Genomic DNA, 21,266 nt, shown 5'->3' with positions numbered 1-21,266 from the left:
ACGAACCCCGAATACAAGGCTTTCGATATTCGGCTCACGGGCGAGGTTAGGGCCCCGGCGCGACGCCGTCCCGAGCCTCGGCCGGGAGTTCGGGCTGCGACGCCCCGGGAATCGTCCGTGGCCGGGTGGCGATCGCCACGCCGATACCGATACCCACCCCCAGGATGGTGTCCGTTCCGCGATCGAGAAGTAGCCGAACCGGGTCGGCGGGCGCGGCGAGGTCGGTCATCACCATGATCAGCGGGGTGAAGAAGCCCAGTGCGAGAGCGTAATTGCTGGCCATGAACAGTTCGGTGGGAATCAGCAGCAGCAAGACCAGCACACCGAGCAGCGCCGCGGGCAGATGCGGCAACAGTAGGACCGCGGTGGCGGCCAGGCCGACGAAAGTCCGTCCTCCAGTTTGCGTATCGCCTCCGACAACGCCGGTTGCGAAACGTAGCAGGCGGCCGCCCGCGCGAAATGACGCTCCCGCGCGAGCGCGACGAAATACTCGAGCTGGCGGAACAACATGGCCCTATTCGATCACGCCGATCCTCTGGTGCCTGCGGCCGATTCGTTTCATGGGCCGCTGTCGTGCGGTATCGGTGATCGGTCGGCGGCCCGCATCCTTCGCTGGGCATCGACTCGGAATCACTGCCGTCGCCGAGCCGTCGACTCACTCGGGGGTCTTTGTCCGTTTCGGGGTCGATGCGACAAAAGTGGGCGCAGGTTGGTTACTCTGCCTTGTCACGCCGTTACGGGTTTCGCTCGACTCATGTTCGATCGAACCGGGGTTCGCCGGACCACTCGGCTGTTGCACTACATCGATGACTCGAGATCGTTCGCTTCGGTTCGTGGAGGAGGTGGTGTAATGAACGCCAGGGTCGGCGTGGGTATCCGAGACGGGTTCGATGTGATCGAATCTGCGCGGAAGATATCGGGGCGGCGGTTCCGGCTGGACGGGTACTACGAGGTCGGGCGCGAGAAGGTGCTGGAGTTCGCGGCAGCGGTTCAGGATGAACATGCGGCGCATTGGGATGACGTGTCCGCGGCCGCGCTGGGGTATTCGGCGTTGCCGGCTTCGCCGACATTCGTGGCGCTGCTGGGCGGGCCGGTGCTGCACGGGATGAGCGAGCTGCTGTTGGGTTACGACCTGCGGGCTTCGGTACACACGGATCAGGTGCTGGAGTTCCATCGGCCGGTTCTGGTCGGGGATCGATTGACCAGCAATGTCTTGCTGCAGTCGTTTCGCCAAGCGTTCGGCGGGGACATGCTGGTGTTCGAGAATGTCGTCACCGATCAGCGGGGCGAGGCGGTGGTCACGGGGACGACCAGCATGATCGCGCGATCGGAGCGGTCCGAACACAGCGTGGAGGTGGCACAGCGGATCGGAGCGCTGGTGCACCGCGGGATGGACACCTTCGTGCGGAATTCGCCCGAGCAGGTCGAGCTCGTCGACTGGATCCCCACCCCGGCCACGTACCGGAGCACCTACTCGCGGGCGGTCGGCTCGGTCCACGAATGCGACGAGTTACCCAGTCGCACAGTCTTTCTCACCATCGGCGATCTGGTCCGCTACGCGGGGGTGGCGGGCGACGCGAACCCGATCCATTGGCACCCCGACGCCGCCCGCATGGTGGGTCTGGAGCGTGGCGTGGTCGCGCACGGCATGCTCACCATGGCTTATGCCGGAGCCTTCGTCACGTCCTGGCTAGGTGATCCGGGCGCGCTGAAGCAGCTGAGTGTGCGCATGAGCAATCCGGTCTACGTGGGCAGCGACGGGCCGACCGCGATCGAATTCACCGGCAAGGTCAAGTCGATCGATCCGGTGGCCGGCACCGCCGCGGTCACGATCACGGCAACGCACGAGGGCCGCAAGGTATTCGGCCGCGCCACCGCCGTGGTCCAGCTGAGCTGATCCGGCCCGGCCGACGTCACGTCACCCAGAACGGGCGAGGCCGATATCACCTACCTGCTGCAGTCATCGGGCTCGAGGTAGGGCGTTCACCGCTCCTCGAAAAGTGAACGCGGGCGGCCATGTCCGGTGGTCAGCGTGAACGCTGCGAGCGGATGAGGGCTCCCGGGCGTGCGCCGGTGTCCTCGCCGTCGCGGAGCACGACCTCGCCGGAAACGATCGTCGCACGATAGCCTTCGGCGCGCTGCAGCAATCGGCGAGCACCGCCGGGAAGGTCGTAGGCCATGGCGGGCGGCAGCAGGCGCAGCGCCTCGAAATCGATCACATTGAGGTCAGCTTTCTTGCCGATGGCGATGACGCCGCGGTCGTCCAGGCCGTACATCTGGGCGGTGTCGTAGGTCATCTTCCGGACCGCCAAGGCTAGCGGAATGCGTTCGCCCCGCGCACGATCGCGCGCCCAGTGGGTGAGCAGGTAGGTGGTGTTGGAGGCGTCGCAGATCGCACCGACATGCGCGCCGCCGTCGCCGAGACCCACCGCGGTGGCCTGATGCAGGAGCATCTCGCGAATCGGATCCTGCGTGAAGCGGGAGTAGTTGAGCAGCGGGCGGTAGAACAGTGCCCGGCCGTCGCGGGAGAGCAGCTGGTCATAGATGTAGCGGAACGGTTCGACACCGGCGCGGGCGGCGTCGCCGCCCAGGCTGGCTTCCGGGTCCGGTTCGTAGTCGGGCGGGTCACCGAGGGTGAACGTGCGGTCGAGGCCCATGCTGATGAAGGCCATCGGATTGTCGGGGAGATCGGCCTCGGTCAGGATCGTGTCGCGCAGTGCCGGATCGCGGAGTTCGGCCACGAGGGCGTCCAGGTTCTGTCCCGCGCGTTCGACCGCGGCCTGGTAGGAGGGCCGGAACGAGAACGGGTTGAAGGTCTGCAGGCCGATCAGCAGGCCCAGTGGGCGCGCGGAAACCTGTGGGCGCACCGGGATTCCGGAGTCGAAGGCGGCGGCGGCCGCGTCCAGCAGGCGTTTCCAGTCGTCGGGCGCACCGTCGTGCTGGAGGAGACCGAAACTCACTGTGCGGCCGGTCTGTTCGGCAAGGCGCAGCATCCAGGCCAGTTCGCGATCCGGTGCGGCGAGGTCTTCGCCCATGATGCCGGCGGGGGCGAGTTCGAAGACGCCCGCGCCCGCGTCGGCCAGCGCCTGGCCGATGCCGAACAGTTCCTCCTCGGCCGCGAAGGTGCCGGGCACGGGTTCGCCGTCGATGGCGCGGTGCACGATCGTGCGTGAGGTCGAAAAGCCCAGTGCTCCGGCCTCGATGCCCTCGCGCACCAGTTTGGCCATCATGGCGATGTCCTCGGGCGAGGCCGGATCGTTCTTCGCGCCCCGCTCCCCCATCACGTACGCGCGCACCGCGCCGTGCGGCACCTGGGTGCCGACGTCGATGGCCAGCGGCAGCCGGTCCAGCGCGTCGAGGAATTGTGGGAAAGACTGCCAGTCCCACCGGATTCCGGTCGACAGCGCCGCGCCCGGAATGTCCTCGACGCCCTCCATCAGCCCGATCAGCCACTCCCGCTTCTCCGGCGTGACCGGAGCGAACCCGACCCCGCAGTTCCCCATCACCACGGTCGTGACACCGTGCCAGCAGCTGGGCGTGAGCTGTGGGTCCCAGGTGATCTGCCCGTCGTAATGCGTGTGGATGTCCACGAAGCCCGGGGTGACCAGCAGCCCCGTCGCATCGATCCGGTTCTGCGCCGGCGTGTTCGCGAGCGCCCCGGGCGCGGCGATCACCGCGATCCGTCCGTTCTCCACCGCGATGTCGGCCGGATACGGTTCCGCTCCGGTCCCGTCGACGATCGTGCCGTTGCCGATGATGAGTGAGTAGCCCACGAGAGGTCCTAGCAATCCAGATTCACTAACACTGCACAGACTAACTAGACATTGAGTCAGCGAAGTGCGAATCGGGAGAATCGGTTCTGATCAGCGCGTTCACGCGCGGGAAATTATGGTGTAGCCCATGAGGATTCGGCGATGGCGGCAGGTTTATCTGGCCGCCGAGTACGCGGCGTTGTTCTTCGGCGGGACGACCCTGTACAACGCGGTACTGCGGGGGAAGCCGCCGATTCCGGCGCTGCTGGTGCTGGGGACCGGGGTGACGGTATACCTGCGGCGGTCGAAGGGATTCGATCGGGGGTCGCTGTGGCGGGCGGAGGCGTTCCCCGAGCAGGCGCGGTCCATGGCGGTGACCGCCGCGGCCAACGCGGTGGCGCTGACCGCCGTCACCGCGGCGCTGCGGCGGGAGGATCTGTTCGATCTGCCGCGGCGGAATCCGCTGATCTGGCTGGCGGTGATGGTGCTGTATCCCGCCCTGAGCGTGTATCCGCAGGAGTTGATCTTCCGGTCGTTCCTGTTCCACCGCTACCAGCCGGTGTTCGGTGACGGGCGGGCGATGGTGGCGGCCAGTGCCGCGGCATTCGGCTACGTGCACATCGTATTCGGAAGCTGGTTCTCCGTGGCGGCGAGCAGCGTCGGCGGGTGGTTGTTCGCCGCGCGGTACATGCGGACACAGTCGCTGTTCACCGCCTCGGTCGAGCATGCGCTGTACGGGATGCTGGTGTTCTCCGTCGGGCTGGGACGGTACTTCTATCACGGCGCCGCCCCGGCTGCCCGAATTCAGTTGGGAGCCACCAGAACCGCCTGACACGACGGTTCGGGCTGGACACCACGGTGATGATGAGCACGAAGGCCGGCAGCGCCGCTGTGGTGCGGGCGATGCGCAACAGCCCGCGACGATGTGGCCACCTTCATCAACCACCGATCCGACCCCTGCTGCGCGCCAGGTCCGGCTCAGCCGACGAACGCGGCGATTCATGGCCGACCCGCAAGCCTGGGCCGAGGAAATCGGCCGCTGACGGCTACCTTCTGGCGACCGCCTCACATTCCGCTGGTGGTAGGAGACCCCTGGCGACCGACCAGCATGGGCTGGTCGGGCAGACTGACCGGGTGGGAAATCTACCTGTGGCAGCGGTGGTCTGCGCGTTCATCGGTGCGATCTTGTTCGCGGTGTCGGCGGTGGCACAGCAGCGGGCCGCGGCGGATGTGCCCGAAGGGGGTGCGCTGCTGGCCAAGTTGATTCGGAATCCGCGGTGGTTGGCGGGTTTGCTCGGGGACGCGGGCGGTTTCGCGTTCCAGGTGGCGGCGCTGGCGCTGGGCTCGGTGCTGGTGGTCCAGCCGATTCTGGTGACAGCGCTGGTGTTCGCGTTGCCGCTGGCCGCGCACTACAGCCGACGCCGGGTGACGGCGGAGATGTGGATACAGGCGGCGGCGCTGTCGATCGCGCTGGCCTGCTTTCTGGTGGTCGGGGAACCGACCCAGGGGGTGACCGACGCGCCCTGGCATCGATGGATGCTGCCGCTGGGGCTGACGCTGGGTGCGATCGTCGCTGGCATCGCGGTGGCAACCACAGTGAAGGTGCCGACCCTGCAGGCCCTGCTGCTGGGCACGGCCGCAGGTCTGCTGTTCGGCATCTCCGCCGCTCTCACCGAGAATGTCACCCGACTGTTCCGGGTCGGCATCGGCACCGCACTGACCAGCTGGGAGCTCTACGTCCTGGTCGCGTGCGGCATGGTCGGCCTGTACGTGCAACAGCGCGGCTATCAGGTCGGCCCACTGTCGGCTTCCCTGCCGGCCTTCACCGTGGCCGAACCGCTGGGCGCGGCCTTCCTCGGCATGACGGTCCTCGACGAGCGGCTGCGCTCCGGCCCCATCGGCACCGCCTTCGTCGCCGCGGCGGTCTTCGTCATGTGCGTTGCGGCGGTGCGCCTTTCCCGCGCCCAGGCCGCCCCCGCACCCGAACGCCAGCCCGTCACCGGCTGACCATCGCCGCCACGCCCGAAATCCCCCGTTTTCCTGGCGATTTGCATGAACCACCCACCCATAGGCTAATGTTCTGTCCCGCAAGCCGATCGGCCCACAAGGCCGGGTGAGCACGCGGATGTAGCGCAGCTGGTAGCGCATCACCTTGCCAAGGTGAGGGTCGCGGGTTCGAATCCCGTCATCCGCTCCACGGGGGATTTTTTCGGCGCGATTAGCTCAGCGGGAGAGCGCTTCCCTGACACGGAAGAGGTCACTGGTTCAATCCCAGTATCGCGCACCAACGTTCGACCAGATCAGGCCCGGTTTCCGCCGGGCCTTTCTGCTGTCGTGAACTCAATGTGAACTGACCGGTGTGAACTCAATCTGAACTGACGCTTGGCTCTCAGGTTCGTCGTCGACGTCGAACGCCCCCCACAGTTCCCGCAGTAGATCGGGCCCGCCTCAAAGGTACTGCGGGCCACCCGGATCTTGCGTCCGCAGTCGCACTCGGCGGACAGGCCGTTGTTGTTCGACTTGCGCCCACCGAGCCGGTCAGGTTCCCGCCGATGGTATGCCACGAGCGCGAAAGCAAGTTCCTCCATGGCTTCGCGGTAATGCTCCCGGGTCGTGTCGGGCACCGTGGTGACCGACCAGCCGAGTTTCGGGTGGTGGGTCAGGGTGAGCCCCAGTTCTTCACCCAGGGCACGGAATCGTTCGTTGTGCCACCGACCTTGGCGACTGGTGTCCTTGATCCCGCGCGTCATCGCTACCCCGGTTTGCGGAGGGGTGGGGTGGGGGCGCGTAAACAAGACGGGCAGGCTCCCGCCTGCCCGGCACACTGCCCGTCTCGGTGCCGCAGAGGCTCCCGGCCTAGGAGGAAGTCGTCATCGCCTTGTATCCAATGACCTTTCGCGGCTATCTGAGTGACCGTTCCGGTGGTGGCGTCCGGTGCGTTGGGGTTGCGTCGAGGTGGCCAAGTCGCAGCAGTTCGGCGACCGGTTCGCCGGTGCCGCCCGGGTCGTGATCGGCGAACGCGAGCAGCGGGTGAAAGCCGAAACCCTTTTTGAATGTCGGTGCCGCACATTCCTTTTCGGAATGCGAGTCGAGCAGTGTCGCGTCCAGATCGATGGTCAGCGGATTCCCGGCGGTGATCGCGTGACCCGGCGCCCGCTCACCCGCGCGCTGCCACGCTGCCGCACGGGCGGCGGCCCGGGCAGAAGCGATGGCGGACAACACTTTCGACGCCTCCGCAGCCAGTGTCGTGATCAGCCGTGACACTGTCGGATCCGACGCCACCGGACCGAACACACCCGGCTCGTCACGCAACAGGGCGATATCGACGGCGCAATCGCCGCCGATCGCGACCGTCACCGCCAAATCCAGCAGAACCTTTCCCGGATCATGCACCGCGAGCGGTCTACGCCACGGCGCCAGTGCCTGCGACAACGCTCGATCCAATCCGGTCACCGACGCGGCCCGCAGCTAGGCGACCGACCCGGCCTGCGACACCACTCCTGACCCGTCCCCGTCAACTTTCAGCGACGGGTAACACAACGTAGACTGCCCCACCAGAAGGGTGCTCCTCGATACTGCTGATTCAACCTTAGACAAGTCGAATCATTGCAGCTCGGAGCACCTTTCGCCATTCCAGAGACACCATCAGCTCAACTGGCATGAATTGCCAAGGCTAATGTCGTCGAGGGATGCATGGCAGAGCCGCCCATGACGTGGCCGTCGCGCTTGATCAACTGACAGTGGCTCTGATGCTGATCCTGTAGCAGTCCAGCAGCGGCAGGACATTGCCTGCGCGGATGATGCGTTGTTCGCCGACGCCCCACGGCCGACCTTCGCCGCGCGTACCCAGATGCCCGGCGGTGAGGGCGGCGGACGATCTCGCCACCCTCACCGACCAGGACGGCACGACCCCAGGGGACCTCGCATCGGCAGTCGCATTGGGTGCCAACGGTTAACGGCGAATGGCTCGGCCGCGTCACCTACAGCCTGCAATACGCGGACGGTGTCCTGATCTCCATATCCGCGATCAACTCGTCCCGGCCTACGCGCTCCGTCCCCGGGGAACCGATACCGCGGAGTGAGGTACCTGGTAGAAAATGGGCGGAGCCCGTGCCTGGTAACGACAGGCACGGACTCCGCTTTCTCACTGTTCAGTTGGTATTCGGTTGTGTCCGGAGTGATCAGTCGAACAAGGTCAACTGGTGCTGGCGGGCTCTCCGATCACAGTCCTGCCGGTAGGGTCCGCGCGAGCTGCTTCACCTGGTTCGTCGATAGATCGAAGTCCACGGCGATCGCGGCCCAGTTGGCCCCATGGTCGTACTTGGGCTCCGGCGGCTGGCCGGGTTCCCAGTCCGGCTCGGAGCCTTCGCCGTCGTCCCCGTCGAGGAGCCGGTTGTGCTCGATCAGCGCTGCGGTCAAGGCGTCGGCCAGTTCCTCAGCCTCGGACAGGCTCAGGTACACCTGCACCCCGGACTCGTCCGTGGGCATCCAGGCGACCTCGCCGGTCACCGAGATCCTGTGTCAGCGCCACCGGGACCGGTCTCCGTCGTCAGGTCGATGCCGAGGCTGCGAAGCCAAGCCGTCACGAACCACCGCAACGCACTCGAGAAATTCGGATCGACTGCGACCGACTCGGCACGCTGATAACTGTGGTGGTAGAACGGCAGTCAGATCTTCCACGAAAGCGGGCCGATGTACTCCCTCATGCAGATCGCACGCACAGGCATCGTCCTGCTATGCGCGGCAACAGGATTGGTCACAGGGCACGCCGGGACCGCGGCAGCGGAAGGCGGTGATCGGGACCCGGTCCTGGTGATCGGCGGCATCTATGCGGATCAGGCGCGGTTGGAGAGCCTCCAGGGGTGGCTCGATGCACGCGGATATTCCACCTTTTCGATGGTGCTGGCCGGGAATCCCACAGGGACAGCATCGATCTCGGAGTCAGCGCAGGCCGTCGCCGACAAGGTCGCCGATATCCGTCGACAGACCGGGGCGCGACGGGTGGATCTGGTCGGTCACTCCATGGGCGGTCTCGCACAGCGGGCCTATGTGAAATTCCTCGGCGGAATCGATTCGGTCGGAACCTACATCGACTACGGCACACCCGAACAAGGTGACGACCTCGGAACCGTATGCTCCGGGGTGTCCCCGGGTTGCCAGGATCTGGTGCCGGGTTCGGTATTCCTGACTCGGCTCAATGCGGATCCCGCGGTGCCGTCGGGCCTGACCGCCTACCACTTCTTCTCCGACAATGCCGGGGCGGAGAAGAGCCCGCTGCCGGGCGCGACCAATGTCGGTATTCAATCGTTCTGCCCCGGCCGTACGGTCTCCCACGGCCAAGAGCCGATCGACGGTGCATTGCAGCAGTTGATCGATTCTGCGCTGCGTGGTGTGCCATTGGCCACCAGCTGCCCCTGAACGCCTGGACAAGGCGCGTCGCGCCGGTCCAAAGGGTGTCCCGTCCCGATCGGCGTTGGGCGCGGCTGGTGCCACGCGATCAGGTAGACCACCCCGCGATCAAGCTGCCCCGATGCACCACATTCAGCTGTAGATGGTGTACGCGCGCAATGGATTCCAGCTCTGCGGTCGATCGCGCGCAACCGGACGCGAGGTGCGCACGCGCCCAGCGCGATGTATCCGTCGGCGCACAAGGGAAACCATCTCTCTATCGTTTGTGGAGATCGCCGTTGGCGGAGAAGCGGGTGTTGCCGGGGGTAGTGCCGTAGACGGCCGAAATCTGGTGGCTGCCGTCGGTGACGATGGTCCAATAGGTCAGCGTCACAGCGGAATTGGCGACTGTGCAGGTTTGGGCGGGTGGGTCCAGCTTGGCAGTGTCGCCACGGGTGAGCAGCGTCCAGTCGCAACCGTCGGGGGTGTGCGCGGTGACTCGGCTGCCGTAATCGCCGGTGATGGTGAGCGTGCCGGTGAGGGGCGTGGGTGCGGCGCCGACGGTGAGTTGGGTGTTGGCGCCGGTTGCGGGGTCGGGGGGACCGTAGGACCAGGTACCCAGGAAGGCCTTGGCCGAGCCGGGGTCGTCTTCGGTGGTACGGGTGCGGGCGCCGTGGGCCAGATCGAATTCGTAGTCGCGGTCGCTGTGATGGCTGATGGCCTTGATGGATTCGGTTTCGTGGATGCCCGAGACGTGGATCGCCCATTCGGTCATGGTGTAGGCATAGCCCGCGGTGGGGTTGTAGCAGGTCTGACCCGGTGAGGCCAGGGCCAGACCGTCGTCGGTGATGTCGAATTGCCAGGTGCAGCCGACGTCGGTGCGGCCGACGATCCGATGGGGACCGGCGGAGGTGAAGACGATGTCGCCGATCTGCGGCCCCCGGAGGCCCTCGCCGATGTTCATGGTGGCGATATTGGTCATGGTGGCCACGTCGGGCAGGTCGTAATTCCACCGACCCTGGTAGCTCTCGGCGACGGACTCGGCGGGCGCCGAGCCGCAGGCTGCGACCAGCGCAGTGGTGGTGAGCACGAACAACAGCGGGGACAGTCGGCGCGCCATTGCCATTCCTCTCGATAAACTGATGTCAAGCAAATCTAATTACTAGGATAGCTAGATATCAGGATGGCGAGAGGAATGCGGGATGTCAACGGAGAAGGCGCGTTTGATCGACGCCGTGCTGGCAGGCGTCGGCCGGACCGCCGAGCTCGGGATGCGGATGAATCAGCTCGCCGCGGGCCGGTTGGGCATCAATGCCAGCGACATGCAGGTGCTACAGCTGCTCCAGCACCAGCCACGTACCGCGGGTGAGCTGGCCCGACTCACCGGATTGACGACCGCGTCGATAACGGGGCTGGTCGATCGGCTCGAACGGGCCGCGTTGGTCCGCCGCGAGCGCGACGCCACCGACCGCCGGCGAGTGCTCGTCCACCTGGCACAAGACCGCGCGCGAGCCGACATCGCCCCGATCTTCGGTCCGCTACTGGGCGCGTGGCGACGCGAGATCGCCGACTACACCATTGCCGAACTCGAACTGGTCGCCGACTTCCTCACCCGCATCGACCGGGGCTTCGCCACCGAGCTCGACACCTGACCCGGTGTGCGGCGGGTGGGAGTGTCCTCGAAACGGCATCGGTCACCGCCTAATTGGGCCCGTGCGCCGGTTCTCCAGCCGAGGCTTCGATGTTCTCGCTACGTACTGAGCAGAGGTGGACGGAAGCCTCGTCGAGCCAGTCCGCCAGTTAATGGGCCTCGACGCTCGGTCAGCCGCGTGTACAGCATCTGCTGGATGGTTGAGCGGACCCGATCGGTGACCTCGAACATGATCATCGGATCGTAGGCGGTTTCCGGACCGTAGACACCGGTGGAGAGGGACTCGCCGAATTCGATGTACCACTTCGACGGCAGAGGTATGCAGCCCAGCACTCCCAGGTGTGGGAACAGCGGCGTCACCGGAAAATACGGCAGGCTGAGCAGCCGGGCAAGCGGCTTGATGTCGGCGAGCTTCGGATAGATCTCCTCCGAGCCGACGATCGAGCACGGAATGATCGGCACCCCTGTTCTCACGGCCGCGGAGACGAAACCGCCGCGGCCGAACCGCTGCAGCTTGTACCTCTCGCTGTACGGCTTGCCCACACCCTTGAAGCCCTCAGGAAAGACGCCCGTCAGCGCGCCCGTGCGCAACAGCTGCTCCGCGTGGGCGGCGCAGGCATGCGTATGCCCGGCTTTGCGGGCCAGCTCGCCCAGGATCGGCAGCTCGAAGACGAGGTCGGCGGCCAGTAGTCGCAGCGCCCGCTGCCCGGGATGCCGATCGTGTACCGCCAGCTGCAGCATCAGCCCGTCCAGCGGCACCACGCCTGCGTGGTTCGCCACGATCAGCGCCGCACCGGATTCTGGGATGTTCTCGATGCCGTCGACCTGTATTCGGAACCACAGCTCCGACAGCGGACGCAGGGCCGGCAGAATCACCGACTCCAGGAGGTGTTCGTCGAGGCCGAACTCGTCGAGACGATAGTCCCCGGTGAGGCGTCGGCGCGCGAAATCGGCCGTGGCGCCGATGCCGGACTTGGTCAGGGTGTCCGCGAGTGCGCCGGCGACCGCGCCGACAGCGTTCCCGATACGCATGATGTGAACCACCGTTCGATTCGTTCGTGGAACTGAAATCGTGGAGCGTGGAGCACAGAAAAGGGGACGAGCAGCTCGAATCGTATCCCGGTCCGGCGTGGACGCAGGCACGAGCCCATACGAATTGTCTCCTTTGCCGACGCCGTGGTCGGCATGGCATGCCCGCACCGCTGACCGTACTGAAATGGCTGCGCAACACCGTAGTTCGCGGCCTGGTAGGTCACCTTGCGGCCGATCGGAGCAGCGATACCGACGAGCAGCGAGATGCGGTGGGCCGGGTGGTGATTCGGCTCTTGGGCGCGGCGGCCCGGAAATGACGGTTTAAGCAGGGAATGCGGCGGGGTAACCAGACCCTCAGACATGCCGCGTTCAGCGCTCAGTCCACCCGAACAGGACAGTAGCGATACCCGGCGTTGGAACGGCAGGAATCCCGTGAGCGTGGCACGAATCGGGAGTGTTCACGGCACGGAACCGACAGATATCCCCGAAATAGCTGCGTGATCGGACCGATCATGCAGAATGCCGAGGCAGAACCGGCCCGGCTGGCCGATGAACTTCCAAGGGGCCGAGATGACCGATCCGACAGGCTCGACCGTCCACGCGCTGCTGGGTGAGATTCTCGCGCGCTACGGCAGCATCGATGCTTTCTGCGCCCGCCTGTACGCCCTGCTGGATCCGCCGACAGTCGTGCTCCCCGCCGCGGGGGCAGCCTCCGCCGGTGGGCGGCATCGACTCACGGAGCCCGCGCGGCTCACGTCGGCGCAGTCGAGTCGCTGAGCTCGGCGGTCAGCCGGCCGGTGTTCCGACGCCGTCTCGGTCAGGTGGCGGCGGCAATCTGACGATGGATGTCCGCCAATGCTGCGGTCAGTTGGCGGATTCCGGGGTCTTCCACCGGGTAATGGCCTGCATCGTCCAGGACGACAAGGTGTTTCGGGGCGGCGATTCGGCTGAAGAACGATTTGCTGAGCGCCAGCGGTGTCCAGCGATCCGCGCCCGGGTGAAGCAGCCACACCGGGCAGGCGGTGAAGTTCTCCGGCTCGACCACCCCATATGCATCGGCTGCTCTACGAGCAGGCGCCTCGCACTCCCGCCAGCACGGCGAGGCTCCGACAGTTCGAGCAACTGCTGGCCGGCGAGGTCGTCTTTCACCTCAGCCGTCTCGGTGTGGCCGGAGCCGATCCCGCATTGACCGCGCTGCTACTGATTCAAGCGGTCGAAGCGCAGATCCACGGTGTCGTGCTCGAGCCTATCGACGGCCACACGATCGAATCCTCCGTCGGGGCCGTGATCGAGTTCTGGACGCGAGCACTCGCCGCACAGGCCACCTGATCCACCAGTGCTGGTTCAGACCCCGGTTCGGTTCATGTAGCAGTTGGTTTCGATCACCGATCCGGACTCCAGAGGTTCGGTCCAGCCGCCGGGTCCCACGACGTGCACGGTGTCCGTCCACGGCGAATACGGCTTGCCCTGTGCGTCGTGGCCGGGGTACGGCACGTAACCCCAATAGCAGGCGAGCCCGGCCGCCGGGGGCGAGAACACCCACGTGCCGGATACGATATCCACGCCAACCGACACCTGCCGAATCTGTTGCTGCGCAAGCATATTCGGGTCACCGTTGCTCACATCGCCGGGAGCGGCACCCGCTACACCCACTGCCATCGCGAACGCCGCCGCACCGGCAGACCCCACCCCGAACACACGCTTCATCCCCAACCCATTTCCCTTGTCGAATGCCCGCCACGCCCGAAACAAAGACAGTCGCGAAGTCTAACAGGCACTTGACATCTCGAAGTAGCGCATTGGATTGGTCATCGAATCCGTCATCGGTGGGATGATCCGCTCAATCGTGCTCGACGGGACCACACGGCACCAGCCGGGGCCTGGCGAGCCCGAGTAGCAGCCTCGGCCGGCATCCACGGCCGAACCGAGTCGGACAATCCTGAACTACCGACGGTACTGAACCAGACAGAATTCATGCTCCTCGGGATCGGCCATCACAACGACCACACCCTCGTCATAATCGTGCCGCTCCCCCGTCCACCTCCCACCGAGCGCGACGACCTGCGCGATCCCCTGATCGATATCGTCCACTGCGACATCGAGATGCACACGTACCTTGCCGCGCTTGGGCTCGGCCACCGGCTGGAAGACAAGGCGAGGCTGCTGATCTCCGGGATCCCCGAGATAGACCCAGCCGGGTTCGGAAGGCCCCCGCGGCCGGTCCAGCAGCACACTCCAAAAGCCCGCCACCCGTTCCACGTCGACGCAGTCGATGGTCACCCCAACCCAGCGATTAGCCATCACTTCAGTGTCCGGCAAGGTCACCACTGCCGCTGGCCGCAGGACCGCGTCGGCCTCGGTGCCGCCCTGCGCGCCCGGGCGGCACCGTCAGCGGATCCGATCTATCGGCGCCAGAAGAAGTGGTGCGTCACGCCGCTCGGGCTTGGGATCTGCTCCAGGTGGAAGCGGTCGGTGAGTTCGCCGGGGCTCGTCCACAGTCTTTCACCGTGGCCGAATTCGACAGGCGCGACAGCGACATGGAGGGTGTCGATGAGGTCGGCATCGAGGAATTGGCGGACCGTGGCCACACCCCCGCCGATGCGGACATCCTTACCCTCGGCGGCCTCCAGAGCCTGTTCCAGGGCGTCCTTCGGCGATGTGTTCAGGAAGTGGAATGTGGTGGCGCCCCGGGTGATCGACGGCCGGACATGGTGGGTGAGGACGAATACCGGTGTGCGAAAGGGCGGTTCTTCTCCCCACCAGCCTTCCCATTCGTAGTTCTCCCACGGGCCACGCTGGGGGCCGAATTTGTTGCGGCCCATGATCTCTGCGCCGATATTGCGGTGCCATTCCCGGGTGCAGTAGTCATCGAGGCCGTAGCTGCCGCCGGGCTCGGTCCGGGTGGGCGCGTGGGCGGTGGCGCCGGACCAGGAGAACAGCGCGGTCGCGTCGGCGTCGCCGAACGGGTGCGTAAGGCTCTGCCCCTCGCCCGCGCCGTATCCATCGCTGGAGAGATTGAAATTGTGAACCCGAACCATCTGCGCCATCGACAATCCCTTCTGGTTGCAATCTGCAATCAGTCCGGACTGTACCTAGACTGATCTCATGACGCAACCAGTTGCTCATGACAAGCTGAGGACGCCCCCGGGGAAGTCGGGCTGCCCGATCAACATGACGGTCGAGCTGCTCGGGGACCGGTGGAGTCTGATCGTCCTGCGCGACATCATGTTCAGCGGCGCCACCCACTTCCGCGAGCTACTCTCCGGATCCATCGAGGGCATCGCCTCGAACATCCTCGCGGCGCGCCTGTCGAAACTCGTCGTCGCGGGCCTGCTCACCCGCGACGACGATCCGAGCCACCGCCAGAAAGTCGAATACCACCTCACCGAAGCGGCGATCCAGCTCGTGCCGGTCATGGCTCAACTCGGCGCATGGGGTGCCCGCTGGCTCGACACAACCCCGGAACTGACCGTGCGAGCCGAACTCCTCGCCGCCGGCGGCCCCGCCCTGTGGGAGCGATTCATGACCGAACTCCGTGCCATCCACCTGCACGGCGCACCGCCCCCGACCGACGGCGTCCTGTCGGAACTGACCGCCGCCTACGAAGCCGCAGTCCGCCGAGAACAGGAAGCCACCGAATAACGGCCGCGGAGCTTCCGGAGTGCACCGGCAGCACGAACTGCGTCACCCACCTCCGGTACGCGTTGACCTCTCGACCGGCAGCCCCTGACCTGCCGCGACAACAGATCCGGGCCGTCGGCAACGCCAGCCCGCATCGATCACGCGGCGCCGACAGCGAGGAGTCGGAATCGGTTGCGGGATACCAGATTCCGGCCCCGCACCGATCCCCGTTGGTGCACACCGGGACCATGCGACCCACCTGTCCGATCTGCGGCGAACGCTCGCCGGGTGATCTGTTTCCGGTGTTCGCCCGTGGCTGCCGGACGTTTGCCGGGCAGGCTATTGCCACAGCGATCATGCCGAGGCAGGCTGAGGGGCATCGGTGGCGTCACCGAGGCGCTGCCCCCGCTCAGAGGAGGTGGATCGAACGTGTTCGCACGCTCTAGCACGATTCAGGCGCAGCTGTCCTCTATCGATGCCGGGATTGCCTACATGCGCGATGAAGTGATGTCCGAACTGGCGGACATGCCCGGTTGGGTGGGCCTGTCGCTGCTGGTCGATCGGCGCTCCGGCCGGTGCATCGCCACGACGGCGTGGGAAACGGAAGAAGCGATGCGTGACAGTCAGGGTCGAGTTCGCTCGATTCGCGATCGCGCTGTCGAAATGTTCGGGGGCGGCGGCCCGCTGGTCGAGGAATGGGATATCGCCGTTCTGCATCGGGACCACCTCGCGCAGGAGGGTACCTGCGTGCGCGCGATCTGGACCCGGACCACTCCGGATCAACTCGACTCGGCCATCGGAATCTACCGATCTGTTGCCCTGCCGGGCATGGAAGGGCTGGAAGGGTTCTGCAGTGCCAGCCTCATGGTCAATCGGACAACCGGGACCGCCGTCTCGTCTGCCTCGTTCGACAGCGCCGAGGCCATGGCCCGCAACAGCATGGAGGCCGCGGATCTCCGGGCATCCACAACCCAGCAGGCCGGCGTCGAAGTGACCGACGTCGGTGAGTTCGAACTGGCGCTCGCGCACCTGCGCGTCCCCGAGTTGGTGGGTTGACCCGCACGGGGCGGCGCCGGCACTCCGGCGCCGCCCGTCCGAGGGGCCGGAGTGTGAGAGGGCGGGCATCCGGACAACGGGCCGCCGAAGCCCCTCGCCTTCACCGCCGCGCCCGGGTGATCTCCCGCCCCGAACGGGCCGATTGGTTCTCCCGTCTGCCTTTCTGTGATTTCGATTGGGGTGCAGGCGATTACAATGGCGCGAGCCTCGGCCCCGAAGAGTTCCACCGCCGGATGTCCACGCCCGGTTGGGAATACGAAGCCGCGGATCGCAGACGTAGCGCACTATAGGATCGAGGGCCCCGATCAGGTTCTCGACCAGCTCGAACGCACTGCCCAGTCGCTGAGGGGGACACCGATGTTGCCTGTCATCTACTCGATGAGCGTGTCGCTGGATGGTTTCATCGCAGGACCGGGTGGTGACATCAGCTGGACCGCTCCTGACGCGGAGCAGATGCGATTTCACCTCGAGCAGACCCGTGACATCGCCGCTCACCTGTGCGGACGCCGTCTGTATCAGGAGATGCTGGTGTGGGAGACGGCCGAGCAAACCATGTCCGGCGACGCGGAATTGGAGTTCGCCCGGATCTGGCGGCCGATCCCGAAGGTGGTGTTCTCGCGGACGCTGAATTCGGTGGCGGGCAACGCGCGCCTGGCCACCGAGGACATCGTCACCGAGGTCGGCCGGTTGCGGGATCGGCTGGGTGGCGGCGTGGTGGCCGTCGGTGGGGCGGGGCTCGCCGCGGCCGCTATCGCCGAGGACCTGATCGACGAATACCGCCAGTTCGTGCGACCGGTCATTCTCGGCAGCGGCACCCCGTACTTCCCGCCGCTGGACAAGCACCTCGACCTGCGGCTGATCGAGTCACGGACAGTGGGTTCCCAGGTCGTCTACCTTCGCTACCAACGCATGCGCTGAGTTCGGCGCTCGATCGAGACCGATTCGCCGATGCTGACGATCTGGGGGGCTCAGCCGAGTCGGGTGTCAGCGCAGGTTGCGGTCGAACAGGTCCAGCAGTTCGCGGTAGTGCCGTTCGGCGGCCTCGGCGTCGTAGGCGGACGTGTCGGCCTGGGTGTAGCCGTGCTGCGCGCCTTCATAGACCTCGGTGCGGTGGCGGACGCCGGCGGCATCGAGTGCCTTGTCGAACTGGGCAATATGCTCCGGAGTCATGTGGTGATCCTCGCCGGCGTGGGCGAAATACAGCTCCCCCGTGATGTTTCCGACGGTCAGGTGCGGACTTTCCGGACTGTCGGTGACGAGCGGGCCGCCGTGGAATCCGGCCACCGACGCAACCCGATCGGGGAACATGGCGGCGATCATCACCGCCAGCCGCGCACCCATGCAGTAGCCGGTGAGACCGACCTTGCCGGGCGCGACCTGCGGCGACGCTGCCAGCCAGTCGAGGTACGCGCCCGCGTCGGAACGCATTCGCTCCGGAGTCAGCTCGCGGATCATCGGGAAGACCTGCTGGAAGATCTCCGGCCGCTCCGACGGGTCGATGAAGTCCGGCAGCTCGATCACTGGTGCACGCCCGTGCCGGTAGAAGGCGTTGGGCAGCAGGACGGTGTAGCCGTGGGCGGCAATACGATCGGCCAGCGACCGCAGGCTCGGCCGCAGCCCGAACCCATCCTGGATCACCAGCACTCCCGGATGGGCCGCGCCATCGTCGGGATGGACGACGTACGCGTCCGCGATACCGTCCGGAGTCCGAACGTCGACCGACATCCCGTGCACAGCAGCCATCGTTGAATCCTCCTGTCGCGCCCCCCTTTCGAACGTACCTCATTCAAGATCGTCCGATTCGACTCGGCGTCGAGCAGACCCGAACGCCGCGGCGCGCACGTCGACGACAGGCACCGGTCCCGCGCCTCGCCACCAGCTCGCGGCGTCGAACATCCGGTGATACCGCGCGGTACACGTGACGATCGCCGCGCTGTTCGCCGTTCGATTCTGCGGCAGGGGAATCACCCCTCCGGTTCCTGGTGTTCATTCGTAGCGTGAATGCACCGAATCGCCGAGCACACACGGGACCCATGACCGACCAACTGACGATCATGGCCGTACACGCTCATCCGGACGACGAAGTCCTCAGCACCGGCGGGGTTTTCGCGCGGTATGCCGCCGAAGGAATCCGGACGGTCCTGGTGACCTGTACCAATGGTGAGCAGGGCGATGCGCCCGGCGGGATCAAGCCGGGACGGCCGGGCCACGATCCGAATGCGGTACGAGCCCAACGACTCTCCGAACTTCAGGAGTCGGCGGCGCTGCTGGATATCGAGCACGTCGAGCTGCTCGGCTACCGCGATTCGGGGATGGACGGCTGGGACGCCAACCACGACCCCGAAGCCTTCCGGAATATTCCGGTCGGCCAGGCGGCCGCACGACTCGCAGACCTCATACGGCACTACCGCCCCCAGGTGGTCGTCACCTATGACGAAAATGGCAACTACGGCCACCCCGACCACATCCAGGCCAACCGTGTCGCGGTGGCGGCGGCATCGGCAACCGACATCCCGGACAAGCTCTACTACACCGCGCTTCCGCGCGAGTCCTCCCGCGAGACGTTCGCGGATCTGCGAGCGAGAGGCCTGATCGACTTCGAGCCGCCGGACAACTTCGGCACGCCCATGGATCAGATCACCACCGTCGTGGACGTGGCCCCCTACACCCGGCGCAAGATCAAGGCGCTCGAGGCCCACGCCAGTCAGAGTGACAGCGTGCCGTTCCTCCAGATGCCCGCCGAACTACAACACACGATCTTCGCCACCGAAAGCTTCGTCCGCCACTTCAACCGCGTCGTCGATGCACCCGCCCGGGAAACCGACCTCTTCGCCGGACTCCGCTGACCGGCGCAATCCCTGCCACCCATCCGCGCCGGGATGGCAGGGTGTACCAGTCCACAGTGCGGCCGATCATCGGGTGTCGTTCGTGGTGAGGACCGGCGGGCACCACATCGCCGAGCAGGCCGGCCGTCCCGGTACGTCGTATCCGACTGCGGCGGTGACGAATTCGTTGACGTCAACCGGTATCCCGAAGGCGTCGGCGACGCCGCGGGCGCGGACGGCGAGAGTGGGATGGCTGCCTTCGAGGTAGGTGCGGCGCGCCTGCGCGTAGATCGGATCGCCGTAGCGCGCGATCCGCGTGGCATGGTCGCTGTGTCCGAGGCCCGCCAGATAGGCGCCGATCTGCTCGTTGCCGCCGCGCACGGTCAGGATGCGGACCGGCATTTGGTGGCCCTCAGCGGGCGCGACAGGATCGTCACTTCGCGGTCGGTGTAGACGTACAGGAGATGGGTATCCTGGTCCACTACGGCCTCGGTAATCGAGCACCCGGTTGCGCCGTCGCGGTCGGCGCAACCGTGGCGAGACATACCGCGGCGAGACGACCGCCGTTCAGCCTGCCGAGTGCACGGCGTTGCGTCTCCTTACGCCTCCGTCCCCCTGCAAGTGATCTCGATCTGGCGGAACGCACGCTACCGCAGGGCCGGAGGACAACCTTCGGTTGTAGTGCGGGGCAAGCAATTCGATAGAGATCTTTAAGGCTGCGCCCGTAGATTTCGAGGGGATCCCACACTCCGAGAGGGTGAAAGGCTATGGCGCTCCGTATATCCGGTCGCGCGATTACCAGCGACATGACGCCCGAGACCGCGCATCTGGTATTCGGTCCCGACGGTGGGACATGGGTATTGAGCTGGCTGCCGGGGTGGGATCTGACCCGGCAGCAGGCCATCGACGGCATGGCGCTGGACGAGATCCTGAGCGACCCCTCCCCCGCCGACGGGGAGTTCGCGTTGGAGATGGCCGCGCTGCGGGCCGAATCGCTCGGCCTGCGGCTCGAGGATGCCGTGGTGCGGTTGTTCGCCCGGATCGCCGAACGGGATCGGCAGCAGCAGGCGGGAGCGGACGGGGCGGACGGGCCCCCGGGGAACTCCGAGGGACCGTGCCGCACCCGCCGCCTCGAGGCGATCCACCCCGGTGCGCTCCGGCGACACGCTGAGCCCCGCGCCAGGCGGGAGGCGGCCGACCGTGCACATCGTGGATTCACGGCGGCGGCGAGCCGCCCATCCGATGCCTGGCGAGCCGCCCATCCGATGCCTGGCGAGCCGCCCATCCGATGCCTGGCGAGCCGCCCATCCGATGCCTGGCGAGCCGCCCATCCGATGCCCGGCGAGCCGCCCATCCGATGCCCGGGAGTCGCACACCATTGGGGGATTTCTCCCTAATCAGCCCCGATGATGTGCCACCGAGCAGATGTCGGTGATCGATTTTCGACCGGCATCGGGCAAACTCGGAGGCGCAAACCGCACACGAGCTCTTGGAGTGAATGAATGCGCAAGATCCTGCCTTCCGCCCTGCTGGCCGCCAGCGCCGTGGGTGCCCTGCTGGTGCTGCCCGCCGGCACCGCCAACGCCCTCACCCCGGCCTGCCAGGCCGCCAACGACATCCTCGCCAGCTACGGTTCGCTCGGCCCGAGCCCGCAGCAGAAGCAGGATGCCGCCGACCGCCTGCACGCCATCGACGCCAGCGGCCAGGAGCGGTGGGCGATCGACAACTACGCCGACGCGCTGGCCAAGGGCGACGTCGCACTGGTCGGCAACAACGCGGCCATCCTGAACGGCGTCTGCCAGACGGGCCAGTAGTTCTTTCTGCTCCGCAGCACACTTCGGGCCGGGACACGGAAGGTGTCCCGGCCCGAAGTGTGGGGGCTCCGGCCCGCGACTCCGCTGAACAGCGCTGCACGGGAGGCTCGAATTCGGTTGGTTCCCA

General features: G+C 66.3%; 25 protein-coding genes, 2 tRNA genes and 2 pseudogenes. 15 read left to right on the top strand and 14 right to left on the bottom strand.

What is annotated here, in order from left to right:
* Nucleotides 1-46: 46 nt before the first annotated feature.
* The gene (locus ACIRRA_RS05605) at nucleotides 47-352 is read right to left on the bottom strand and encodes an FUSC family protein (RefSeq protein ID WP_402763488.1); all 306 of its coding nucleotides are present in this window, start codon (nucleotides 350-352) and stop codon (nucleotides 47-49) included.
* A 32-nt stretch (nucleotides 353-384) separates the two neighbouring features.
* A pseudogene (locus ACIRRA_RS05600) lies at nucleotides 385-510 on the bottom strand (LysR family transcriptional regulator); the annotation flags it as partial.
* Nucleotides 511-850: 340 nt separating this feature from the next.
* On the opposite strand from ACIRRA_RS05600, the gene ACIRRA_RS05595 reads away from it, so the two are divergent.
* A complete protein-coding gene (locus ACIRRA_RS05595; RefSeq protein ID WP_402763485.1) occupies nucleotides 851-1,897 on the top strand; it encodes a fused (3R)-hydroxyacyl-ACP dehydratase subunits HadA/HadB in 1,047 nt (348 codons plus the stop codon).
* Nucleotides 1,898-2,027: 130 nt separating this feature from the next.
* Here ACIRRA_RS05595 and ACIRRA_RS05590 read toward each other — a convergent pair whose 3' ends face one another.
* Nucleotides 2,028-3,773: an amidohydrolase family protein gene (locus tag ACIRRA_RS05590; RefSeq protein WP_402763482.1), complete on the bottom strand. Its 1,746-nt coding sequence runs from the start codon at nucleotides 3,771-3,773 to the stop codon at nucleotides 2,028-2,030.
* Nucleotides 3,774-3,900: 127 nt separating this feature from the next.
* Between ACIRRA_RS05590 and ACIRRA_RS05585 the strand changes: the two genes are divergently transcribed.
* From ACIRRA_RS05585 to ACIRRA_RS05570, 4 genes are all read left to right on the top strand, one after another.
* Complete coding sequence (locus ACIRRA_RS05585; protein WP_402763479.1) at nucleotides 3,901-4,584, top strand: CPBP family intramembrane glutamic endopeptidase; 684 nt, start codon at nucleotides 3,901-3,903, stop codon at nucleotides 4,582-4,584.
* 302 nt (nucleotides 4,585-4,886) lie between these two features.
* Complete coding sequence (locus ACIRRA_RS05580; RefSeq protein WP_402763476.1) at nucleotides 4,887-5,759, top strand: DMT family transporter; 873 nt, start codon at nucleotides 4,887-4,889, stop codon at nucleotides 5,757-5,759.
* Between the two features lie 114 nt (nucleotides 5,760-5,873).
* A tRNA-Gly gene (locus ACIRRA_RS05575) sits at nucleotides 5,874-5,949 on the top strand.
* 15 nt (nucleotides 5,950-5,964) lie between these two features.
* Nucleotides 5,965-6,039: transfer RNA gene (locus ACIRRA_RS05570), tRNA-Val, on the top strand.
* Between the two features lie 13 nt (nucleotides 6,040-6,052).
* On the opposite strand, the gene ACIRRA_RS05565 is transcribed toward ACIRRA_RS05570, so the two are convergent.
* The 3 genes and pseudogenes from ACIRRA_RS05565 to ACIRRA_RS05555 all read right to left on the bottom strand — a co-directional run bounded on the left by ACIRRA_RS05565 (nucleotide 6,053) and on the right by ACIRRA_RS05555 (nucleotide 8,261).
* Nucleotides 6,053-6,502 (bottom strand): hypothetical protein, encoded by a 450-nt coding sequence (locus tag ACIRRA_RS05565; RefSeq protein WP_402763473.1) that lies wholly within the window; start codon nucleotides 6,500-6,502, stop codon nucleotides 6,053-6,055.
* A 205-nt stretch (nucleotides 6,503-6,707) separates the two neighbouring features.
* Nucleotides 6,708-7,307 (bottom strand): annotated as a pseudogene (locus ACIRRA_RS05560) (transposase); the annotation flags it as partial.
* 666 nt (nucleotides 7,308-7,973) lie between these two features.
* Complete coding sequence (locus ACIRRA_RS05555; RefSeq protein WP_402763470.1) at nucleotides 7,974-8,261, bottom strand: hypothetical protein; 288 nt, start codon at nucleotides 8,259-8,261, stop codon at nucleotides 7,974-7,976.
* Nucleotides 8,262-8,456: 195 nt separating this feature from the next.
* On the opposite strand from ACIRRA_RS05555, the gene ACIRRA_RS05550 reads away from it, so the two are divergent.
* Nucleotides 8,457-9,170, top strand: coding sequence for an esterase/lipase family protein (locus ACIRRA_RS05550; protein WP_402763467.1), 714 nt, complete (start codon nucleotides 8,457-8,459; stop codon nucleotides 9,168-9,170).
* Between the two features lie 247 nt (nucleotides 9,171-9,417).
* Here the strand turns inward: ACIRRA_RS05550 and ACIRRA_RS05545 are convergent, their stop codons facing one another.
* Nucleotides 9,418-10,260, bottom strand: a complete 843-nt coding sequence (locus ACIRRA_RS05545; RefSeq protein WP_402763465.1) for a hypothetical protein — start codon at nucleotides 10,258-10,260, stop codon at nucleotides 9,418-9,420.
* Nucleotides 10,261-10,342: 82 nt separating this feature from the next.
* Between ACIRRA_RS05545 and ACIRRA_RS05540 the strand changes: the two genes are divergently transcribed.
* Nucleotides 10,343-10,792, top strand: a complete 450-nt coding sequence (locus ACIRRA_RS05540) for a MarR family winged helix-turn-helix transcriptional regulator (RefSeq protein WP_402763462.1) — start codon at nucleotides 10,343-10,345, stop codon at nucleotides 10,790-10,792.
* Nucleotides 10,793-10,890: 98 nt separating this feature from the next.
* Here ACIRRA_RS05540 and ACIRRA_RS05535 read toward each other — a convergent pair whose 3' ends face one another.
* Complete coding sequence (locus ACIRRA_RS05535) at nucleotides 10,891-11,823, bottom strand: lysophospholipid acyltransferase family protein (RefSeq protein WP_402763459.1); 933 nt, start codon at nucleotides 11,821-11,823, stop codon at nucleotides 10,891-10,893.
* A 570-nt stretch (nucleotides 11,824-12,393) separates the two neighbouring features.
* Here ACIRRA_RS05535 and ACIRRA_RS05530 point away from each other — a divergent pair.
* Nucleotides 12,394-12,600 carry a hypothetical protein gene (locus ACIRRA_RS05530; RefSeq protein ID WP_402763456.1) on the top strand — a complete coding sequence of 69 codons (207 nt, stop codon included), beginning with the start codon at nucleotides 12,394-12,396 and terminating at the stop codon, nucleotides 12,598-12,600.
* A gap of 40 nt (nucleotides 12,601-12,640) precedes the next feature.
* Here the strand turns inward: ACIRRA_RS05530 and ACIRRA_RS05525 are convergent, their stop codons facing one another.
* Entirely contained in the window at nucleotides 12,641-12,868 is a 228-nt protein-coding gene (locus tag ACIRRA_RS05525) for a hypothetical protein (RefSeq protein ID WP_402763453.1), read from the bottom strand.
* A gap of 5 nt (nucleotides 12,869-12,873) precedes the next feature.
* Between ACIRRA_RS05525 and ACIRRA_RS05520 the strand changes: the two genes are divergently transcribed.
* Nucleotides 12,874-13,152 carry a hypothetical protein gene (locus ACIRRA_RS05520; RefSeq protein WP_402763450.1) on the top strand — a complete coding sequence of 93 codons (279 nt, stop codon included), beginning with the start codon at nucleotides 12,874-12,876 and terminating at the stop codon, nucleotides 13,150-13,152.
* A 15-nt stretch (nucleotides 13,153-13,167) separates the two neighbouring features.
* Here ACIRRA_RS05520 and ACIRRA_RS05515 read toward each other — a convergent pair whose 3' ends face one another.
* From ACIRRA_RS05515 to ACIRRA_RS05505, 3 genes are all read right to left on the bottom strand, one after another.
* Complete coding sequence (locus tag ACIRRA_RS05515; protein ID WP_402763447.1) at nucleotides 13,168-13,386, bottom strand: hypothetical protein; 219 nt, start codon at nucleotides 13,384-13,386, stop codon at nucleotides 13,168-13,170.
* Nucleotides 13,387-13,767: 381 nt separating this feature from the next.
* Nucleotides 13,768-14,124: a VOC family protein gene (locus tag ACIRRA_RS05510; RefSeq protein WP_402763444.1), complete on the bottom strand. Its 357-nt coding sequence runs from the start codon at nucleotides 14,122-14,124 to the stop codon at nucleotides 13,768-13,770.
* 101 nt (nucleotides 14,125-14,225) lie between these two features.
* Nucleotides 14,226-14,870, bottom strand: a complete 645-nt coding sequence (locus ACIRRA_RS05505; RefSeq protein ID WP_402763441.1) for a dihydrofolate reductase family protein — start codon at nucleotides 14,868-14,870, stop codon at nucleotides 14,226-14,228.
* A gap of 58 nt (nucleotides 14,871-14,928) precedes the next feature.
* Here ACIRRA_RS05505 and ACIRRA_RS05500 point away from each other — a divergent pair, with 58 nt between their 5' ends.
* The 3 genes from ACIRRA_RS05500 to ACIRRA_RS05490 all read left to right on the top strand — a co-directional run bounded on the left by ACIRRA_RS05500 (nucleotide 14,929) and on the right by ACIRRA_RS05490 (nucleotide 17,418).
* Nucleotides 14,929-15,465: a winged helix-turn-helix transcriptional regulator gene (locus tag ACIRRA_RS05500; protein ID WP_402763438.1), complete on the top strand. Its 537-nt coding sequence runs from the start codon at nucleotides 14,929-14,931 to the stop codon at nucleotides 15,463-15,465.
* Nucleotides 15,466-15,873: 408 nt separating this feature from the next.
* Nucleotides 15,874-16,500 carry a hypothetical protein gene (locus tag ACIRRA_RS05495; protein WP_402763718.1) on the top strand — a complete coding sequence of 209 codons (627 nt, stop codon included), beginning with the start codon at nucleotides 15,874-15,876 and terminating at the stop codon, nucleotides 16,498-16,500.
* 378 nt (nucleotides 16,501-16,878) lie between these two features.
* A complete protein-coding gene (locus ACIRRA_RS05490) occupies nucleotides 16,879-17,418 on the top strand; it encodes a dihydrofolate reductase family protein (RefSeq protein ID WP_402763436.1) in 540 nt (179 codons plus the stop codon).
* Nucleotides 17,419-17,484: 66 nt separating this feature from the next.
* Here ACIRRA_RS05490 and ACIRRA_RS05485 read toward each other — a convergent pair whose 3' ends face one another.
* Entirely contained in the window at nucleotides 17,485-18,243 is a 759-nt protein-coding gene (locus tag ACIRRA_RS05485; protein ID WP_402763433.1) for a dienelactone hydrolase family protein, read from the bottom strand.
* 290 nt (nucleotides 18,244-18,533) lie between these two features.
* Between ACIRRA_RS05485 and ACIRRA_RS05480 the strand changes: the two genes are divergently transcribed.
* Complete coding sequence (locus tag ACIRRA_RS05480; protein WP_402763430.1) at nucleotides 18,534-19,346, top strand: PIG-L family deacetylase; 813 nt, start codon at nucleotides 18,534-18,536, stop codon at nucleotides 19,344-19,346.
* A 66-nt stretch (nucleotides 19,347-19,412) separates the two neighbouring features.
* Here the strand turns inward: ACIRRA_RS05480 and ACIRRA_RS05475 are convergent, their stop codons facing one another.
* Nucleotides 19,413-19,727, bottom strand: coding sequence for a hypothetical protein (locus ACIRRA_RS05475; protein ID WP_402763427.1), 315 nt, complete (start codon nucleotides 19,725-19,727; stop codon nucleotides 19,413-19,415).
* A 365-nt stretch (nucleotides 19,728-20,092) separates the two neighbouring features.
* Between ACIRRA_RS05475 and ACIRRA_RS05470 the strand changes: the two genes are divergently transcribed.
* Nucleotides 20,093-20,722 (top strand): hypothetical protein, encoded by a 630-nt coding sequence (locus ACIRRA_RS05470; protein WP_402763424.1) that lies wholly within the window; start codon nucleotides 20,093-20,095, stop codon nucleotides 20,720-20,722.
* Nucleotides 20,723-20,827: 105 nt separating this feature from the next.
* Nucleotides 20,828-21,139, top strand: coding sequence for a hypothetical protein (locus tag ACIRRA_RS05465; RefSeq protein ID WP_402763421.1), 312 nt, complete (start codon nucleotides 20,828-20,830; stop codon nucleotides 21,137-21,139).
* Nucleotides 21,140-21,266 lie beyond the last annotated feature (127 nt).

The organism is Nocardia sp. NPDC101769, assembly GCF_044766925.1.
Taxonomy (GTDB): Bacteria; Actinomycetota; Actinomycetes; order Mycobacteriales; family Mycobacteriaceae; genus Nocardia.
Note: the sequence above shows the minus strand (reverse complement) of the source record. Positions and strands in the feature narration are given on the sequence as shown.

Bases quoted from the DNA above. Each gene is read 5' to 3' on its own strand.
- ACIRRA_RS05510 (WP_402763444.1), bottom strand. From the start codon at position 14,124: ATGGCTAATCGCTGGGTTGGGGTGACCATCGACTGCGTCGACGTGGAA.
- ACIRRA_RS05545 (WP_402763465.1), bottom strand. From the start codon at position 10,260: ATGGCGCGCCGACTGTCCCCGCTGTTGTTCGTGCTCACCACCACTGCG.
- ACIRRA_RS05490 (WP_402763436.1), top strand. From the start codon at position 16,879: ATGAGCGTGTCGCTGGATGGTTTCATCGCAGGACCGGGTGGTGACATC.
- ACIRRA_RS05535 (WP_402763459.1), bottom strand. From the start codon at position 11,823: ATGCGTATCGGGAACGCTGTCGGCGCGGTCGCCGGCGCACTCGCGGAC.
- ACIRRA_RS05530 (WP_402763456.1), top strand. From the start codon at position 12,394: ATGACCGATCCGACAGGCTCGACCGTCCACGCGCTGCTGGGTGAGATT.
- ACIRRA_RS05565 (WP_402763473.1), bottom strand. From the start codon at position 6,502: ATGACGCGCGGGATCAAGGACACCAGTCGCCAAGGTCGGTGGCACAAC.
- ACIRRA_RS05520 (WP_402763450.1), top strand. From the start codon at position 12,874: ATGCATCGGCTGCTCTACGAGCAGGCGCCTCGCACTCCCGCCAGCACG.
- ACIRRA_RS05540 (WP_402763462.1), top strand. From the start codon at position 10,343: ATGTCAACGGAGAAGGCGCGTTTGATCGACGCCGTGCTGGCAGGCGTC.
- ACIRRA_RS05485 (WP_402763433.1), bottom strand. From the start codon at position 18,243: ATGGCTGCTGTGCACGGGATGTCGGTCGACGTTCGGACTCCGGACGGT.
- ACIRRA_RS05595 (WP_402763485.1), top strand. From the start codon at position 851: ATGAACGCCAGGGTCGGCGTGGGTATCCGAGACGGGTTCGATGTGATC.
- ACIRRA_RS05470 (WP_402763424.1), top strand. From the start codon at position 20,093: ATGGCGCTCCGTATATCCGGTCGCGCGATTACCAGCGACATGACGCCC.
- ACIRRA_RS05505 (WP_402763441.1), bottom strand. From the start codon at position 14,870: ATGGCGCAGATGGTTCGGGTTCACAATTTCAATCTCTCCAGCGATGGA.
- ACIRRA_RS05500 (WP_402763438.1), top strand. From the start codon at position 14,929: ATGACGCAACCAGTTGCTCATGACAAGCTGAGGACGCCCCCGGGGAAG.
- ACIRRA_RS05480 (WP_402763430.1), top strand. From the start codon at position 18,534: ATGACCGACCAACTGACGATCATGGCCGTACACGCTCATCCGGACGAC.
- ACIRRA_RS05465 (WP_402763421.1), top strand. From the start codon at position 20,828: ATGCGCAAGATCCTGCCTTCCGCCCTGCTGGCCGCCAGCGCCGTGGGT.
- ACIRRA_RS05550 (WP_402763467.1), top strand. From the start codon at position 8,457: ATGCAGATCGCACGCACAGGCATCGTCCTGCTATGCGCGGCAACAGGA.
- ACIRRA_RS05585 (WP_402763479.1), top strand. From the start codon at position 3,901: ATGAGGATTCGGCGATGGCGGCAGGTTTATCTGGCCGCCGAGTACGCG.
- ACIRRA_RS05475 (WP_402763427.1), bottom strand. From the start codon at position 19,727: ATGCCGGTCCGCATCCTGACCGTGCGCGGCGGCAACGAGCAGATCGGC.